The sequence below is a fragment of the Streptomyces sp. NPDC051214 genome (assembly GCF_040682375.1).
Lineage (GTDB): Bacteria > Actinomycetota > Actinomycetes > Streptomycetales > Streptomycetaceae > Streptomyces.
The window spans coordinates 217,560-231,954 of record NZ_JBFBAT010000004.1; the positions used below are offsets into that span (position 1 = coordinate 217,560).

At 71.8% G+C, this 14,395-nt stretch carries 10 protein-coding genes; 4 read left to right on the forward strand and 6 right to left on the reverse strand.

Annotated elements, in window-relative coordinates:
* Nucleotides 1-2: 2 nt before the first annotated feature.
* The 3 genes from AB0M70_RS12225 to AB0M70_RS12235 form a co-directional block, all read right to left on the reverse strand.
* Nucleotides 3-1,745 (reverse strand): pyruvate dehydrogenase, encoded by a 1,743-nt coding sequence (locus AB0M70_RS12225; protein WP_365819179.1) that lies wholly within the window; start codon nucleotides 1,743-1,745, stop codon nucleotides 3-5.
* Between the two features lie 62 nt (nucleotides 1,746-1,807).
* Nucleotides 1,808-3,325 carry a protein phosphatase 2C domain-containing protein gene (locus tag AB0M70_RS12230; protein WP_365819181.1) on the reverse strand — a complete coding sequence of 506 codons (1,518 nt, stop codon included), beginning with the start codon at nucleotides 3,323-3,325 and terminating at the stop codon, nucleotides 1,808-1,810.
* 129 nt (nucleotides 3,326-3,454) lie between these two features.
* Nucleotides 3,455-7,222 carry a S8 family serine peptidase gene (locus AB0M70_RS12235; protein ID WP_365819183.1) on the reverse strand — a complete coding sequence of 1,256 codons (3,768 nt, stop codon included), beginning with the start codon at nucleotides 7,220-7,222 and terminating at the stop codon, nucleotides 3,455-3,457.
* A gap of 205 nt (nucleotides 7,223-7,427) precedes the next feature.
* Between AB0M70_RS12235 and AB0M70_RS12240 the strand changes: the two genes are divergently transcribed.
* From AB0M70_RS12240 to AB0M70_RS12255, 4 genes are all read left to right on the forward strand, one after another.
* Nucleotides 7,428-8,411 (forward strand): helix-turn-helix transcriptional regulator, encoded by a 984-nt coding sequence (locus tag AB0M70_RS12240; RefSeq protein WP_365819185.1) that lies wholly within the window; start codon nucleotides 7,428-7,430, stop codon nucleotides 8,409-8,411.
* 81 nt (nucleotides 8,412-8,492) lie between these two features.
* Nucleotides 8,493-8,975 (forward strand): DUF456 domain-containing protein, encoded by a 483-nt coding sequence (locus tag AB0M70_RS12245; RefSeq protein ID WP_365819187.1) that lies wholly within the window; start codon nucleotides 8,493-8,495, stop codon nucleotides 8,973-8,975.
* Nucleotides 8,976-9,056: 81 nt separating this feature from the next.
* Nucleotides 9,057-9,365: a hypothetical protein gene (locus tag AB0M70_RS12250; protein ID WP_365819189.1), complete on the forward strand. Its 309-nt coding sequence runs from the start codon at nucleotides 9,057-9,059 to the stop codon at nucleotides 9,363-9,365.
* Between the two features lie 9 nt (nucleotides 9,366-9,374).
* Nucleotides 9,375-9,743: a PPOX class F420-dependent oxidoreductase gene (locus AB0M70_RS12255; protein ID WP_365819191.1), complete on the forward strand. Its 369-nt coding sequence runs from the start codon at nucleotides 9,375-9,377 to the stop codon at nucleotides 9,741-9,743.
* A gap of 221 nt (nucleotides 9,744-9,964) precedes the next feature.
* Here the strand turns inward: AB0M70_RS12255 and AB0M70_RS12260 are convergent, their stop codons facing one another.
* The 3 genes from AB0M70_RS12260 to AB0M70_RS12270 form a co-directional block, all read right to left on the reverse strand.
* Nucleotides 9,965-11,320 carry an AlkA N-terminal domain-containing protein gene (locus tag AB0M70_RS12260; RefSeq protein ID WP_365819809.1) on the reverse strand — a complete coding sequence of 452 codons (1,356 nt, stop codon included), beginning with the start codon at nucleotides 11,318-11,320 and terminating at the stop codon, nucleotides 9,965-9,967.
* Between the two features lie 99 nt (nucleotides 11,321-11,419).
* The gene (rsgA, locus tag AB0M70_RS12265; protein WP_365819193.1) at nucleotides 11,420-12,484 is read right to left on the reverse strand and encodes a ribosome small subunit-dependent GTPase A; all 1,065 of its coding nucleotides are present in this window, start codon (nucleotides 12,482-12,484) and stop codon (nucleotides 11,420-11,422) included.
* A 291-nt stretch (nucleotides 12,485-12,775) separates the two neighbouring features.
* The gene (locus tag AB0M70_RS12270) at nucleotides 12,776-14,377 is read right to left on the reverse strand and encodes an NAD(P)/FAD-dependent oxidoreductase (RefSeq protein WP_365819195.1); all 1,602 of its coding nucleotides are present in this window, start codon (nucleotides 14,375-14,377) and stop codon (nucleotides 12,776-12,778) included.
* Nucleotides 14,378-14,395 lie beyond the last annotated feature (18 nt).

Below are 14,395 nucleotides of genomic sequence, written 5' to 3' on the forward strand. Positions count from 1 at the left end.
CGTCAGGGGCGTGGCACGTTCCGCAGGTTGGAGCGTGCCATCTGGACCATGCGGCCGACACCGCCGTCCAGGACGATCTTGCTGGCGGAGAGCGCGAAGCCGGTCACCATCTCGGAGCTGATCTTGGGCGGGATGGAGAGGGCGTTCGGGTCCGTGACGATGTCGACGAGGGCGGGGCCCTTGTGAGCGAAGGCGTCCTTCAGGGCGCCGGCGAGCTGCTTGGGCTTCTCGACGCGTACGCCGTAGGCGCCGGCGGCGCGGGCCACGGCGGCGAAGTCGGGGTTGTGGTTGGCCGTGCCGAACGACGGGAGCCCGGCCACCAGCATCTCCAGCTCGACCATGCCGAGCGACGAGTTGTTGAAGAGGACGATCTTCACCGGCAGGTCGTACTGGACGAGCGTGAGGAAGTCGCCCATCAGCATGGAGAATCCGCCGTCGCCCGACATCGAGATGACCTGCCGCCTGCGATCGGTGAACTGGGCGCCGATCGCCTGCGGCAGGGCGTTGGCCATCGAGCCGTGGCTGAAGGAACCGATGATGCGGCGTCTGCCGTTCGGGGAGAGATAGCGGGCCGCCCAGACGTTGCACATGCCCGTGTCGACGGTGAACACCGCGTCATCGGCGGCGAGTTCGTCGACGACGGACGCGACGTACTCGGGGTGGATCGGGATGTGCTTGTCGACCTTGCGCGTGTAGGCCTTGATGACGCCCTCCAGGGCGTCCGCGTGCTTCTTCAGCATCTTGTCGAGGAACTTGCGGTTGCTCTTGGGCGTGACGCGCGGGGTCAGGCAGCGCAGGGTCTCGCGTACGTCGCCCCAGACGGCGAGGTCCAGCTTGGAGCGGCGGCCGAGCCGCTCGGGGCGCACGTCGACCTGGGCGATCTTCACGTCGTCGGGCAGGAAGGCGTTGTACGGGAAGTCGGTGCCCAGCAGGATGAGCAGGTCGCACTCGTGGGTGGCCTCGTACGCGGCGCCGTAGCCGAGCAGCCCGCTCATGCCCACGTCGTACGGGTTGTCGTACTGGATCCATTCCTTGCCGCGCAGGGCGTGGCCGACCGGCGACTTGATCTTCTCGGCGAACGCCATGACCTCGGCGTGCGCCCCTGCCGTGCCGCTGCCGCAGAAGAGGGTGACCTTGTCCGCCTCGTCGATCATCGCGGCGAGCTTGTCGATCTCCGTGTCGCCGGGGCGCACGGTGGGGCGCGAGGTGACGAGGGCGCTCTCGGCGGACTTGTCCGGGGCGGGCTCGTCGGCGATGTCTCCGGGCAGGGTCACGACACTGACGCCGGACTGCCCGATCGCGTGCTGGATGGCGGTGTGCAGGAGCCGCGGCATCTGCTTCGGGCTGGAGATCATCTCGCTGTAGTGGCTGCAGTCCCGGAAGAGCCGGTCGGGGTGGGTCTCCTGGAAGAACCCGAGGCCGATCTCGCTGGAGGGGATGTGCGAGGCGAGGGCCAGGACGGGCGCCATGGAGCGGTGGGCGTCGTAGAGGCCGTTGATCAGGTGGAGGTTGCCGGGGCCGCAGGAGCCGGCGCAGACGGCGAGCTTCCCGGTGATCTGCGCCTCGGCCCCGGCCGCGAAGGCAGCGGTCTCCTCGTGCCTGACCTGCACCCACTCCATGCCCTTGGTGCGCCTGATCGCGTCCACGACCGGGTTGAGGCTGTCGCCCACGACTCCGTACATCCGGCGCACACCGGCGCGGTGGAGGATGTCGACGAACTGTTCGGCGACGTTCTGCTTGGCCATGGCTTCACGAACCCTTCAGTCCCCTTGACTCTCTTGGGTCCATGAATTCACAGGGCGGGCGCTCACGCCTCCCAAACGGCGGCCGCGGTCCGGTCGTCCGCGTACCCCTTGACCCTCACCTGGATGTCCGTGAGGAAGGTCGCAAGGCCCGGCGGGCCGCCCTTCGCCCACCGCTGGGTGAGGTGGGCGGCCAGCTCGGGTTCGCCGCGCAGGGGCTCGGCGAGGCCGCCGCTGCAGAGCACCAGGGCGTCACCCGGGCGGGCTACGGAGGCCCGGAAGCGGAAGGGTTCGCGGGGTGGCGGCTCGGGCGCGGGCTCGTACGGACTCGGGGGCGTGACGATCCCCATGTCCATGGTGAGCCGGTCGCCGTCGGGGGTTTCCTGCGGCACGGACCCGAACCCGACCACGGGCGGACCCGGATCCAAGGCAGCGTCGCTGACCTGCGGCTCGATGTCCTGCCATGCGCCGTCCCTGAGCCGGAAGAGTCCGCCGCCGCCGACGCCGAAGAAGACGCGGGTGCGGCATTCGGGGTCGGCCGTCAGAAGGAGGCAGCGCAAGGACGCCGCGTACTCCTCGGGCTCGATGCCGAGGTCGGCCGCGTGCGCGCGGAGCTTGCCCAGGCTGCGGTCCGTGAGCCGGTGCAGGCCGCTCTTGAGGTCCCCGCGCCGGGCGGCCCTGATGTCCTCGGACAGCCGCTGATGGCTGCGGCCCACGGCGCGCCCGATCCAGGCGCACGCCTCGGCGGCGGCGCGGTGGGCGCCGGGCGTGGCCCGCGCTCCGGTGGCCATGGCGACCAGGACGAGGGCGCTCTCCCCGGTCCCGAAGCGCGCGGTGAGCAGCGAGTCGCGGCGCGGCTCGCCCCGGTAGCGCGCGGAGTCCCCGCGCACGGAGACGGCCCGCAGGGTGGAGGTGCCGTACCGCGCGCCGTCGAGCACGGTGTCGGCGACGAGATCGCCCAGGTCGTCGGGGTCGGCGACGGGCAGGACGGTGGGCTCGGCGTCGTAGGTGGGCGGCCCGTCGCCGACGTACGGGACGGCGGCCACGGATGCGGGCGCCACGGACGGGGGCCCAGGTACGGGTGGCTGAGGTCGTGGGGCCGCGGACTCCTCGGGCGCGCGGGGCGCGGGGACGGCGGTGGTGCGGCTCGGGTCGTCGGGCGGCTTCGGCGGCCCTGTCAGGAAGGTGACCGGCCCCGCGGGCCCGGTGGGCGGCTCCCAGGGGGCGGCATCGGGGCGGACGCGGGCGGGAGGTTCCCCCGGCGGCGCGGGATCCGGCGGCCGAGGAGACGGGTCCGGGGTGGATTTCGGCGCCTTCCGCCGGTCCCGGAAATCGGGAGGCGGCGGCTCCGGGTCGGGGAAGCGGCCGGGGCGCGGGGGTGCTCCTTCCGCGCCGTCGCCCACCGGGGCGGGATCAGCCGCACCCTCGCCCGCCGACGCGGAGACCGCCGAGGCGAACCTGTCGTCGAGGGTGTCGGCCGCCTCCGCCGGACCCGTGTCATGAGCGGAGTCGTCGTAGAGCTGACCCCACCAGTCGTCCTCCTGGCCGGAGGCTCCGTCGTGCCTCTCCCCCTGCTGGCTCATGCCCCTATTGTCCACCGCAAAGGGCGTACGAAAACGGTGCATCCGGAAATTCCGGCCACCGGAAGAGTGATGAGGGCCGCCGGGCGGGCCCACCCCCCACGGGAGGACCGCCCGGCGGTGTCTGTGTGTTTATCGCACGTCGTAGGCGCGGGCCACTGTCTGAGTGACGGAACTTCCGTTCGTATCCGTCAGTTCGGTCCTGAGCCAGACCTGCTTCCCCGAGGCGCCCGCGTGGTTGACGGTGGCGGTCCACTCGCCACCAGAAGCGGACGTCTTGGCCTTGGTCCAGGTGTTGCCCTCGTCGTACGAGTAGGACAGGGCCGCCGACTTGAGCGCCCCGGGTTCGTAGCCCGAGTGCCCTGTCGCCGTGAGCCCAATCTTCTGGCCGTCCTTTGCCGCCAGTGTCTTCATGCCGTCCTCCGGCAGCCTGTGGCGCGGGAACAGCATCGGGATGCCCTGCGAGTAAACCTTCTCGTCGAGGTGCGAGCGGAACGCCCAGGTGGTCTGCGTCTCCGAGGAGCGGTGCCAGACCTTCGAGCCGATCTTCCGGGTGCTGAGCGTGAGTTCGTACGCGGAGTCCTCGGCCGGGACGGAGAACACACCCGACGGCCATCCGGACTCACCCACGACCTCGCCGTTCCGCTTCAGCTGGACGCTGCCGATGTCACCGAACCCGCCCTGGATCCCCGCGTGTTCACTGTCGGCCCAGAATCCGGGCGCGACACCGATCAGGTTGCCCTGCCGCTCTCCCGCGAGGCCGAGAGCGCCGTCGGCGTCGCGTGGCGCGGCGGGGGCGAGCACGCCCTCGTACCAGCTCTCGCTGCGCCGCTCCCCCTTCTTGTACGTCCGCACCGGGTCGATCATGAACTCGCCGAACGGGAAGCTGCTGGAGACCTGGTGGCCCCAGCCGGTCGTGCCCGCCGAGTGGTATTCGGTGCGCTTGCCGGGGGCAGGGACCGACTCGATGTCGGCGAAGTACACCTCGAGGCCCGAGGGGCGGGCGGCGGACGGCAGGTCCACGTAGTCCGTCGCCGTGCCCATCGCCCGGTAGGTGGCCTCGTTCGCGGCGAGATCCTTGTCGCGTACGCGGTAGGTGCGGTCGTCGCGGATCTGGCCGGTCTCGGGGAAGGCGAGGTTGTAGACGTAGGGGCTCTTGGCCGTGCCCTTCCACTTCAATTCGACCGGGCCGTCGGCGAGTTGGCCGAGCAGTGCGGTCGCCTCGTCCGTCCGGATGCCGAGGACCGGCAGCGGGGAGCCGCTGAGGCCGGCCGAGGGGTACCAGCGGCCCGGTCCCGCGCGGTGGGCGATGACGGCGAGTGCGCCCGCCGCCTTCGCGTTCGTGGCGACGGCGTTCGCGCTGCCGCTGTCCGGGACCTTGACCAGGGCGAGCTTCCCCTTGACTCCGGCGGCCTCCAGCTCCGCTGGCGTACCGGTCCCGGCGTCCACGAGGGCCGCCTTGCCCGTGCCGTCGAGGTTGGCCGAGCCGGTCGACGCGGTCACGGGGTGCAGCGCCTTGCCGCCCACGACGGCGAGTTCGGAGAGCAGGGGCGCGGCGGCGCGCCAGTAGCTGCCGGACTCGAAGGTGCCGTCGGTGGCCTTGCCCTCCACGGACTGGTAGAAGCCCCGGACGGAGCGCGGCCCGGCGGCGGTGCCCGCGTGCAGCCAGTTGTCGGTGCCCCAGGTGCGGGCGAACCCGAGGGTGGCCCCGCGCAACTCGGTTTTCTTGTCCGTCCTGACGGTGAGGCGGTGCGCCTTGCGGGCGTCGAGCGTGATGGTCATGTCCTCCTTCACCTCGACCTGGGGCCGGGCGATGTGCGTGAGCGAGTCGGTCAGGGTGCCGCCGTCCGCGTCCGGGGTGGCGATGAAGCCGGTCAAGAAGTAGGCGCCGGGGCGGACTTGGTACGTCTGGTCGTTGGCGCCCTCGTTGAAGCGCCGCTCGCCGGTGGCGTCGTCGGTGCCGATGAGGTCGACGGACGAGGGACCCGCCGCGGGCTTCCCGTCGCGGCCGACGAGCTTCACGCGGAGGCTGACCGTCTCCGGCTGCACATAGAGGGAGAAGGGCGTGGAGACCGCGACACCGCCGCTCGCCTTCGCCAGGACGCGGCCGGTCACGTCGCCGTACTGGGAGCGCTTGAGGTGCGCGTCGGGGTCGAGCTTCAGCGGGACCTTGACCGTGGCCCCGGCGGCGACCTTCACGGAGCGCGCGCCGAGCTCGGCGATGCCGGACGTCACGGCTGATCCGTCGTTGCCCGTGACGCCCTGCACGGACAGCTTCAACTCCACCGCCTTGTCGGTGGTGTTGGTGTAGGGAACGTCGACCGTCGTACGGTCCGAGTTGTCCTGGGGCCAGCCGAAGCTGCCGCCCTGCACCGCGGGCGAGCCGAGCACCTTCTGGTCGACGGCGGCCTTCACGTCGAGCCGTCCGCCGCCGGTCTCGGTCACGTCGCCGGGGATGCGGCTGTCCGCGGACGACACGAGGGCCGCCTTGATCTGCTGCGCGTTCCAGTCCGGGTGGCGCTGCTTGACCAGGGCCGCGGCGCCCGCGACGTGCGGGGTGGCCATCGACGTGCCGCTCATGGACTGGTAGGCGTAGATGCCCCTGCCGCCTGCCGCGGCCGCGGAGATGTCGACGCCGGGCGCGGCGATCTCGGGCTTGAGGGTGTGCGAGCCGTACGCGGGCCCGCGGCTGGAGAAGGAGGCCGTCGAATCGTCGCGGTCCACGGCGCCGACGGTCAGGACGCTCGGCGCGCAACCGGGCGAGGAGACGGAGTTGAGGCTCGGTCCTGTGTTGCCCGCGGCGAGGACGAAGAGGGTGTCCTCGCTCGACCGCGCGAGCTCTTCCGTGGCGGTGCTCATGGGGTCGGCGCAGTCGGTCCGCGCCGGGTTGCCGAGGCTCATGGAGACCACGTCGGCCTTCTCGTCGACGGCCCACTGCATGCCCGCGATGATCCACGAAGTGGCGCCGGAGCCGCTGTCGTCGAGCACCTTGCCGTGCAGCAGCTCGGTGCCGGGCGCGACCCCCTTCTTCTTGCCGCCGCTCGCCGCGCCGCTGCCGCCGACCGTGGAGGTGGTGTGGGTGCCGTGACCTTGGCGGTCCTCGTTGTCCGGCGATTCGGTGAAGTTCTTGACCGCGCCGATACGGCCCTTCAGGTCGGGGTGCTCCGCGTCGGCACCGGTGTCGAGGACGGCGACCTTGGTGCCCTTGCCGTCGTAGCCCGCAGCCCACGCCTCGGGGGCGTGCACCTGCTTCGTCGACGCGTCGAGCGTGGCCTTGACCTTGGCGTCGAGCCAGAGCTTCTTCAGGTCGGAGGCGGCACGGGACGTGGGTGAGGTGATGTCCGCCCAGAAGTCCGCGGCCTTCTTCTTGTCCGCCTTCATCGCGACCCCGTCGACGGGGTCGAGGACGAGCCCGCGTGCGGCGCCGCGCGGAGTGGCGGGCACCGCGCGCGTGACGTCGACGGACTTGTCGTACACGGCGATCAGCGGGAGCTGCCGGGCGTGCGCGTCGTCGTAGCCCTGGCGGACGAGGCCGGTGACGTTGAAGAGCTCCTCGTCGACCTTGCCCTCGGCGATCGCGTGGACGGCGCCCTCGGGGTAGACGTACAGGTCCTTGCCGGACTGTCTGGTCTGGATGACCGGCACCGTGCCGTCGGCGCCGGGCAGGGCGCTCGCGCCCGCACGGTCCTTGCCGTCGGACGTCGTGCCGGACGTCACGAGGACGCGGTCGCCGGTGACGAGGGTGACGACGGAGCTTCCCTCGCCGCGTGGGGCACTGCCCACCAGCGGACTCGTGTCCGCCGTGGCCGTGCGCGGCTCGGCCACGGACGGGACGGCCGCGGTGACGGCGAGGACGACGGCGGACGCCGCCCCCAAGGCCGTACGCGATATCGGGCGCATCGCTCTCCCCAGGGTTGATGGGCATGCGGAACCACAGCCGAAAAGGGACCAAAGGCCCTAATCGCGGCTGCCGTTGGTGCTGCGGTGGCGTCACCTTGGCAGAGAGGCGGGGGGTGCGGGGATGATGTCCTGGGGCGGGTTTACGCCGTGGCTGTTTCCCGCCAGGGCGCCACCGGAACGATTCCTGGGGAGGGACGGTCGCCGCATGCTGGCTGCGATAGGTCTGGACGAGCTGCACGAATCGGCGTACCGCGCGCTGGTCGCGGTGGGCGCCGCCGACGTGCCCGATCTCGCGCGGCGGCTCTCGCTCGGCGAGCCGGAGACGGTCCGCGCGCTGCGCCGCCTCGAACTGCACGGCCTCGCGGCCCAGGCGTCCGGCAAGGCGGGCCGGTGGGTGGCGGCCCCGCCCGGCGTCGCGCTCGGCGCGCTCCTGACCCAGCAGCGGCACGAGCTGGAGAAGGCGGAGCTCGCGGCGAAGCTGCTCGCCGAGGAGTACCGCGCGCAGGCCGCCGAGCCCACGGTGCACGACCTGGTCGAGGTGGTCACCGGCGCGGGCGCGGTCTCGCAGCGCTTCCTCCAGCTCCAGCTGGGCGCGAGCCACGAGGTGTGCGCCCTGGTCACCGGCAACCCCGTGGCCGTCACCGGCATGGAGAACGACGCGGAGGAGCAGGCCGCGGGACGGGGCGTGACCTACCGCGTGGTGGTCGAGCGCTCCGTCCTCGCCCTGCCCACCGGCCTGATCGAACTGTCGACGGCGATCGGGCGCAACGAACAGGTGCGCGTCGTGGACCGCGTCCCGACGAAGCTGGTGATCGCCGACGGCTCCCTCGCGATGGTGCCGCTGACCTCGCGCAGGGCGGAGCCCGCCGCGCTCGTGGTGCACGCGAGCGGCCTGCTCGAGTCCCTGACGGGCCTCTTCGAGGCGGTGTGGCGGGACGCGCTGCCGCTGCGGCTCGGCGAGGCCGGCGACTCGGTCACCGAGGACGCCCCCGAGGGCCCGGACGGCGCGGATCTGGAGATCCTCTCGCTGCTGCTCGCGGGCCTGACGGACGCGAGCGTCGCCAAGCAGCTCGACCTGGGCCTTCGGACGGTGCAGCGGCGGGTCAAGCGCCTGATGGAGCTGACGGGCGTGACGACGCGGCTGCAGTTGGGCTGGCACGCGTACGAGCGGGGCTGGGTGGCGCGCTAGGACCGGGCTGCGGGGGGCTTGCGCGGGCTGCGGGGGCTTGCGCGACCTGCGGTTTTCTCCCGTTTCCGGCACGCTTGACAGATGGGAGCCTGGGAACTCCTGCTGGTCGGAGTCGTGCTGCTGCTCGGGATCGGCGGAGTGCTTGTGCCCGGCGTGCCGGGACCGTGGCTGGTGTGGGCCGCGGTGCTGTGGTGGGCGCTGAAGAACCCGGAGCCGGTCACCTGGTGGGTCCTGGTCGGCGCGTCCGTCGTGCTCCTCGTCGCGCAGGGCATCCGATGGCTGCTGCCGCCGCGGCGCTTCCGGCAGAGCGGCGCCACGCGCCGGACCGCCCTGTACGCGGGCGCCGGGGCCCTTGTCGGGTTCTGCGTGGTGCCGGTGATCGGATCACTGCCGGGGTTCATCGGGGGGATCTACGTGAGTGAGCGGCTGCGGCTCGGCGGTCATGGCCAGGCGGTGACGGCGACGAGGACGGCCATGCGGGCGGGCGGCTGGAGCGTGCTGACCGAGCTGTTCGCGTGCCTGCTCATCGCGGGGGCGTGGCTGGGGACTGTGATCTGGGGCTGAGCGTGCGGTTACGTTCGTACGGGATGCTCACTGTCGTTCACGTACATGTACATGTACTGCCATCGGATCTATCCCGACGCCTTGATCCGTACGCAGGGGGCGTTCCTGCTCAGCGCCGTGCGCGAGGGCGGGGCGACCCGGTGGGTGCGACTCGTGAGCGAGGCGGGGGCGCCGTGCGTCGTGCGGCACGGGATCGCGGGGACGGTCGAGGGTGCGGGACGGGCGGGGGCGTCCTCTACGGACGAGGAGGTGGGCGACGGCGCCGTCAGGATCGCCCTCCGGCGGGGCGAGTCCGCGCTGATCACCGCCGAGGGAGACCGGCCGGATCTGCGGATCGCTCCAGTCGCACCGAACGAGGAGGCTCCGCGCTGGGGCCTGCCCGCGGCTTAGGCTCGCGCCATGACCGAATTCAGCGAGGCCGAGCGGGCGTACCTCAAGTCGCAACGTCTGGGCCGGATGGCCAGCGTGGACGCGACGGGGCAGCCGCAGGCCAATCCTGTCGGGTTCTTCCCGCAGGACGACGGGACGATCCTGATCGGCGGGTACGCGCTGGGGGCCACCAAGAAGTGGCGCAACCTCCAGAAGAATCCGAAGGTGTCGCTGGTCGTGGACGACGTCGTGAGTGAGCGGCCGTGGAAGGTGCGGGGGGTGGATATCCGGGGTGAGGCGGAACTCCTCACGGGCCCGCATGAGTTGGGCCCTCACTTCAGCGAGGAGCTGATCCGGATCCATCCTCGGCGGATCCATAGCTGGGGGCTGGAGCAGTAGTTCTCCCCAACCCCGCCCCTTCCCGAAAACCGTGCCTGCGCCCCGGACCTACCTGGGGCTCCGCCCCAGACCCCCAAAGATGGCCTCAAACGCCGGCCGGGCTGGTGGTTCCAGCCCGTCCGGCGATTGAGGACGAACTCGGCGGAGCCGGTGATCAACAGCGCCCAAGGCCCCCGCGCCAGAGCGGGTTTTTGGGAAGGGGCGGGGTTGGGGACAAATCCTTATCCCGCCGCCAACACATGCCGCACCCCATACGACCGCCAAGGCCGCCACCCCTCAGCCGCCCCCACCCCCGGCAGCCCCACATCCGGATCACCGAGAGCCCGCATCCGAATCAAGGCAACCACCCCCGCATCCACCCCACCCTCCAAGGCCGCAAGGCCAGCCTCCGCATCCTCGCGGTCCGCCCCCGCATCAAGCCGGACCCGCCCGTCGGCGAGGGCAGTCGCCAGCTCACCCAAGGGCCCCGGCTCGCCGGCAAGCGTGCCAGGCTCCGGGAACACATGGGTCAGCGTCCCGCACGGCGCGTCCAGCGCCTTCCCGTACCGCTCCACCAGAAGCGAGGCGCCCCCGCGCCCCACAAGCGCCCGCACCGCGAACTCGTCGGGATCGGCCGCGCCCGGCGACCGGAGCCCCGGCCGCGCCGCGACCAGCGGGGCGAGGCGGGGATCGGCGCCGAGCCGCTCGTCGACGGCGTACGGATCCGCGTCGAGGTCGAAGAACCGGCGCAACCGCTGCACGGCGGTCGTGAGGTCCCGCAGGTCGGTCAGATGGAGCCGCGCGTCCAGCCACCCGCCGGCCCCGTGGTCGCTCTCCTCGACGGCCACGATCCCCGTGCCGTACGGCAGCCGCAGCGTACGCCGATACGTCCGCCCGCCCGGCGCCCCGCTGACCTCCTCGATTCCGGCGACGGCCTCATCGGCGAGCAGGTCGAAGACGGCGCCCGCCTGATAGGCCCCCCGGTAGGCGAGCCGCAGCGGCACCCCGGCCGCCGGGGTCGCCTGCCCGGCGCCGCCGCCGCGCGGCGCGGCGGCCCGCAGCGCGGTGGGCGTCAGGGCGTACACCGCGCGGATCGTGTCGTTGAACTGCCGGACGCTCGCGAACCCCGCGGCGAACGCGATCTCCGTGATCGGCAGGCCCGTGGTCTGGAGCAACACTCGTGCGGTGTGCGCGCGTTGGGCCCGCGCGAGGGCGACGGGCCCGGCCCCGAGCTCGGCGGTGAGCTGCCGCTGCACCTGCCGGGAGCTGTAGCCGAGCCGCACGGCGAGACCGGAGACGCCCTCGCGGTCGACGACACCGTCACCGATCATGCGCATGGCGCGCCCCACGACGTCCGCGCGGACGTTCCACTCCGCGGACCCCGGCACGGCGTCCGGGCGGCAGCGCCTGCAGGCCCGGAACCCGGAGCCCTGGGCGGCGGCCGCGGTGGTGTAGTAGCGGACGTTCTTGCGCTTCGGGGTGACGGCGGGGCAGCTGGGGCGGCAGTAGATGCCGGTGGTCTCGACGGCGAAGAAGAACTCTCCGTCGAAGCGCGCGTCGCGGCTGCGAACCGCCTCGTACCTGGTCTCCTCATCGATCACGTAGTCCAGTGTGCGGGGTGGCCGGCACTTCGGCTGGCGGAATTCGGACACCACGTTGCGGGGGCGCGGACCCACGCCCCCGCGACGCGGCCGCCCCTAGCGGATACGGCCCCGCTTGGCCTCCATGGCCGCCTTGCCCTCCGCGCCCCGCAGCTTCCACATGCGCCGCATGTCCGCCCGGAGCTTCGCGTCCGTCTTGGCGACGATGCGCTGGTTCTCGCGGATCAGCTTGCGGTAGCTGTCGAGGCGGCGGTCGGGGAGCGTGCCGTCCTCCACGGCCGCGAGCACCGCACAGCCGGGCTCGGCGGTGTGGGCGCAGTCGTGGAAGCGGCAGTCGGCCGCGAGCTCCTCGATCTCGGAGAAGACCTGCCCGACGCCCGACCCGGCATCGAAGAGGCCGACACCCCGCAGGCCCGGCGTGTCGATGAGGACACCGCCCGCCGGGAGCACGAGCAGATTGCGCGTCGTCGTGGTGTGGCGGCCCTTGCCGTCCACGTCACGGGCGGCGTTGACGCGCATGACGTCCTCGCCGATCAGCGCGTTGGCCAGCGTCGACTTGCCCGCTCCGGACTGGCCGAGCAGGACCGACGTACCGCCGGCGACGACGGCGCACAGGATGTCGACGCCTTCCCCGGTGGTGGCGCTGACCGGGAGCACCTGGACGCCGGGGGCCGATGTCTCGACGTCCTCGACGAGGTAGGACAGGCCCGTGGCGTCCGGGACGAGGTCGGCCTTGGTGAGGACGACCAGGGGCTGGGCCCCGGACTCCCAGGCCAGGGCCAGGAACCGTTCGATCCGGCCGAGGTCGAGCTCGACGGCGAGCGACACCGCGATGATCGCGTGGTCGACGTTGGCCGCGAGGATCTGCCCCTCGGACCGCTTGGACGAGGTCGAGCGGACGAAGGCGGTACGGCGCGGCAGCAGCGTCCGTACGTACCGCGGATCGCCGCCGTCGGGGTCGAGGGCGACCCAGTCCCCCGTGCACACGACCTTCATCGGGTCGCGGGGCACGACGAACTCGGTGTCCGCACGCACGGTGCCGTCCGGCGTGACGACGTCGCACTGGCCGCGGTCGACGCGCAGGACACGGCCGGGCAGCAGACCCTGCGCCGCGTACGGGGCGAACTCGGCCTCCCAGTTCTCGTCCCAGCCGTACGGCACGAGCGGGTCAGAGGACGTGAGAGAGGCCTGAGGTGAAGAGGATGAAGCGGAAAAAGAAGAGGAAGACAAGGGGTGACCCTTCACAGGGTGGCCCCGGCGCACGCGCGCACTGACGCGTGGAAGGAAGGAAGGAAGGTCAGCCGGTGGCCACGGAGGTGGAATGGACGGACTTCTCGATGCGGGCAGCGCCCATCTCAACGACAGCCATCGGTCACACCTCCTGGATCACACTCAACCGGCACCGGCGGTCAACGGACCGCCGGACGAACTGGACCAACCCTAGCCCCGGCCTCAGGCGGAGCGCCAACCTTTTTCGCCCCCGGCGGCGACGGGCTGCTGGGCCGCCCCCGCCCCGCTGTCCGCCGTACGGGCCCGGCGCACCGCGGACAGGGGTGTCGGGGCGAGCGTCTTGCGCAGGTTGGTGCGCATCGTCGACGCGGCGTCGAGCACGTAGTTCTGCCGGACCTTCCAGGGGCCCCGGTCGCCCTGTCGGGGGAAGGCGTCGATGGAGCGCTGGACGTATCCCGACGCGAGGTCGAGCAGCGGGCGTTCGGTGAGGGTGCTCGTCGGCCTCGGTTCCACCGCCGCGTAGGCGTGGTCGCGCATGTGGTTGAGCACCTTGCAGACGAGGCGGGACGTGAGGTCGGCGCGCAGCGTCCAGGAGGCGTTGGTGTAGCCGATGCACACGGCGAAGTTCGGGACGCCCGTCATCATCGCGCCGCGCCACACGAACTGCTGGTTCAGCTTGACCAGTTGGCCGTCGACGCGCGGGGAGATGCCGCCGAAGGCGAGCAGTTGGAGTCCGGTGGCGGTCACGACGACGTCGGCCTCCAGGACGCGGCCGGACTTGAGCCGGATGCCCTCGGGGACGAAGCGGTCGATGTGGTCGGTGACGATCTCCGCGTCGCCCGTCTTCAGGGCCTCGAAGAGATCGGCGTCCGGCACCGCGCACAGCCGCTGGTCCCACGGGTCGTACGAGGGCGTGAGGTGGTCGGCGATCAGTCGGTCGTCCTTGACGATGCGCTTGTTGAGGCCGGTGAGCAGGCGTCGCGCGGCCTTCGGGCTGCGGCGGCAGAACTGGTAGAAGCCGATGGTGAAGAGGATGTTCTTCGTGCGCACGACCCGGTGCGCCATGCCCGCGGGCAGGACGGCGCGGATGCCGTCGGCCAGCCTGTCCCGCGAGGGCAGCGAGCCGATCCAGGTGGGGCTGCGCTGCAGCATGGTGACGTGGGCCGCGGTCCGCGCCATCGCGGGGACGAGGGTGACGGCGGTGGCGCCGCTGCCGATGACGACCACGCGCTTGCCCGCGTGGTCCAGGTCCTCGGGCCAGAACTGCGGGTGCACGACCGTGCCGGTGAAGGAGTCGGCTCCCTCGAACTCGGGGGCGTGGCCCTGGTCGTAGTCGTAGTAGCCCGCGCAGGAGTAGAGGAAGTCGCAGGTGATGGTGGTCAGAGTGCGGCTGCCGTCCTCGTCGGTGCGCTCCAGGGTCACCGTCCAGCGGGCCGTCGCCGTCGACCAGTCGGCGCCGACGACCTTGGTCCCGTAGCGGATCTTTCGGTCGATGCCGAACTCCGCGGCCGTCTCCTTGATGTAGCTCAGGATGGACCGGCCGTCGGCGAGCACCTTCGAGTCGCGCCAGGGCTTGAAGGCGTAGCCGAGGGTGAACATGTCGGAGTCCGAGCGCACCCCCGGGTACCGGAACAGGTCCCACGTCCCGCCCATGGACCGCCGCGCCTCGATGATCGCGTACGAGCGCTCCGGGCATTCGGTCTGCAGCCGGTAGGCGGCGCCGACACCGGACAGACCGGCGCCCACGATCACGACGTCGATGTGCTCGACCGGGGCGGCGCTGTCTTCGGCGGCGGTCCTTGAGGTGTGTGCGGAGTACGTCATTCCCTCAGTGTCCGGAAG

What these genes read in the sequence shown, in the direction of transcription:
- AB0M70_RS12225 (WP_365819179.1), bottom strand. Translation starts at nt 1,745, where the DNA reads ATGGCCAAGCAGAACGTCGCCGAACAGTTCGTCGACATCCTCCACCGC.
- AB0M70_RS12230 (WP_365819181.1), bottom strand. Translation starts at nt 3,325, where the DNA reads ATGAGCCAGCAGGGGGAGAGGCACGACGGAGCCTCCGGCCAGGAGGAC.
- AB0M70_RS12235 (WP_365819183.1), bottom strand. Translation starts at nt 7,222, where the DNA reads ATGCGCCCGATATCGCGTACGGCCTTGGGGGCGGCGTCCGCCGTCGTC.
- AB0M70_RS12240 (WP_365819185.1), top strand. Translation starts at nt 7,428, where the DNA reads ATGCTGGCTGCGATAGGTCTGGACGAGCTGCACGAATCGGCGTACCGC.
- AB0M70_RS12245 (WP_365819187.1), top strand. Translation starts at nt 8,493, where the DNA reads ATGGGAGCCTGGGAACTCCTGCTGGTCGGAGTCGTGCTGCTGCTCGGG.
- AB0M70_RS12255 (WP_365819191.1), top strand. Translation starts at nt 9,375, where the DNA reads ATGACCGAATTCAGCGAGGCCGAGCGGGCGTACCTCAAGTCGCAACGT.
- AB0M70_RS12270 (WP_365819195.1), bottom strand. Translation starts at nt 14,377, where the DNA reads ATGACGTACTCCGCACACACCTCAAGGACCGCCGCCGAAGACAGCGCC.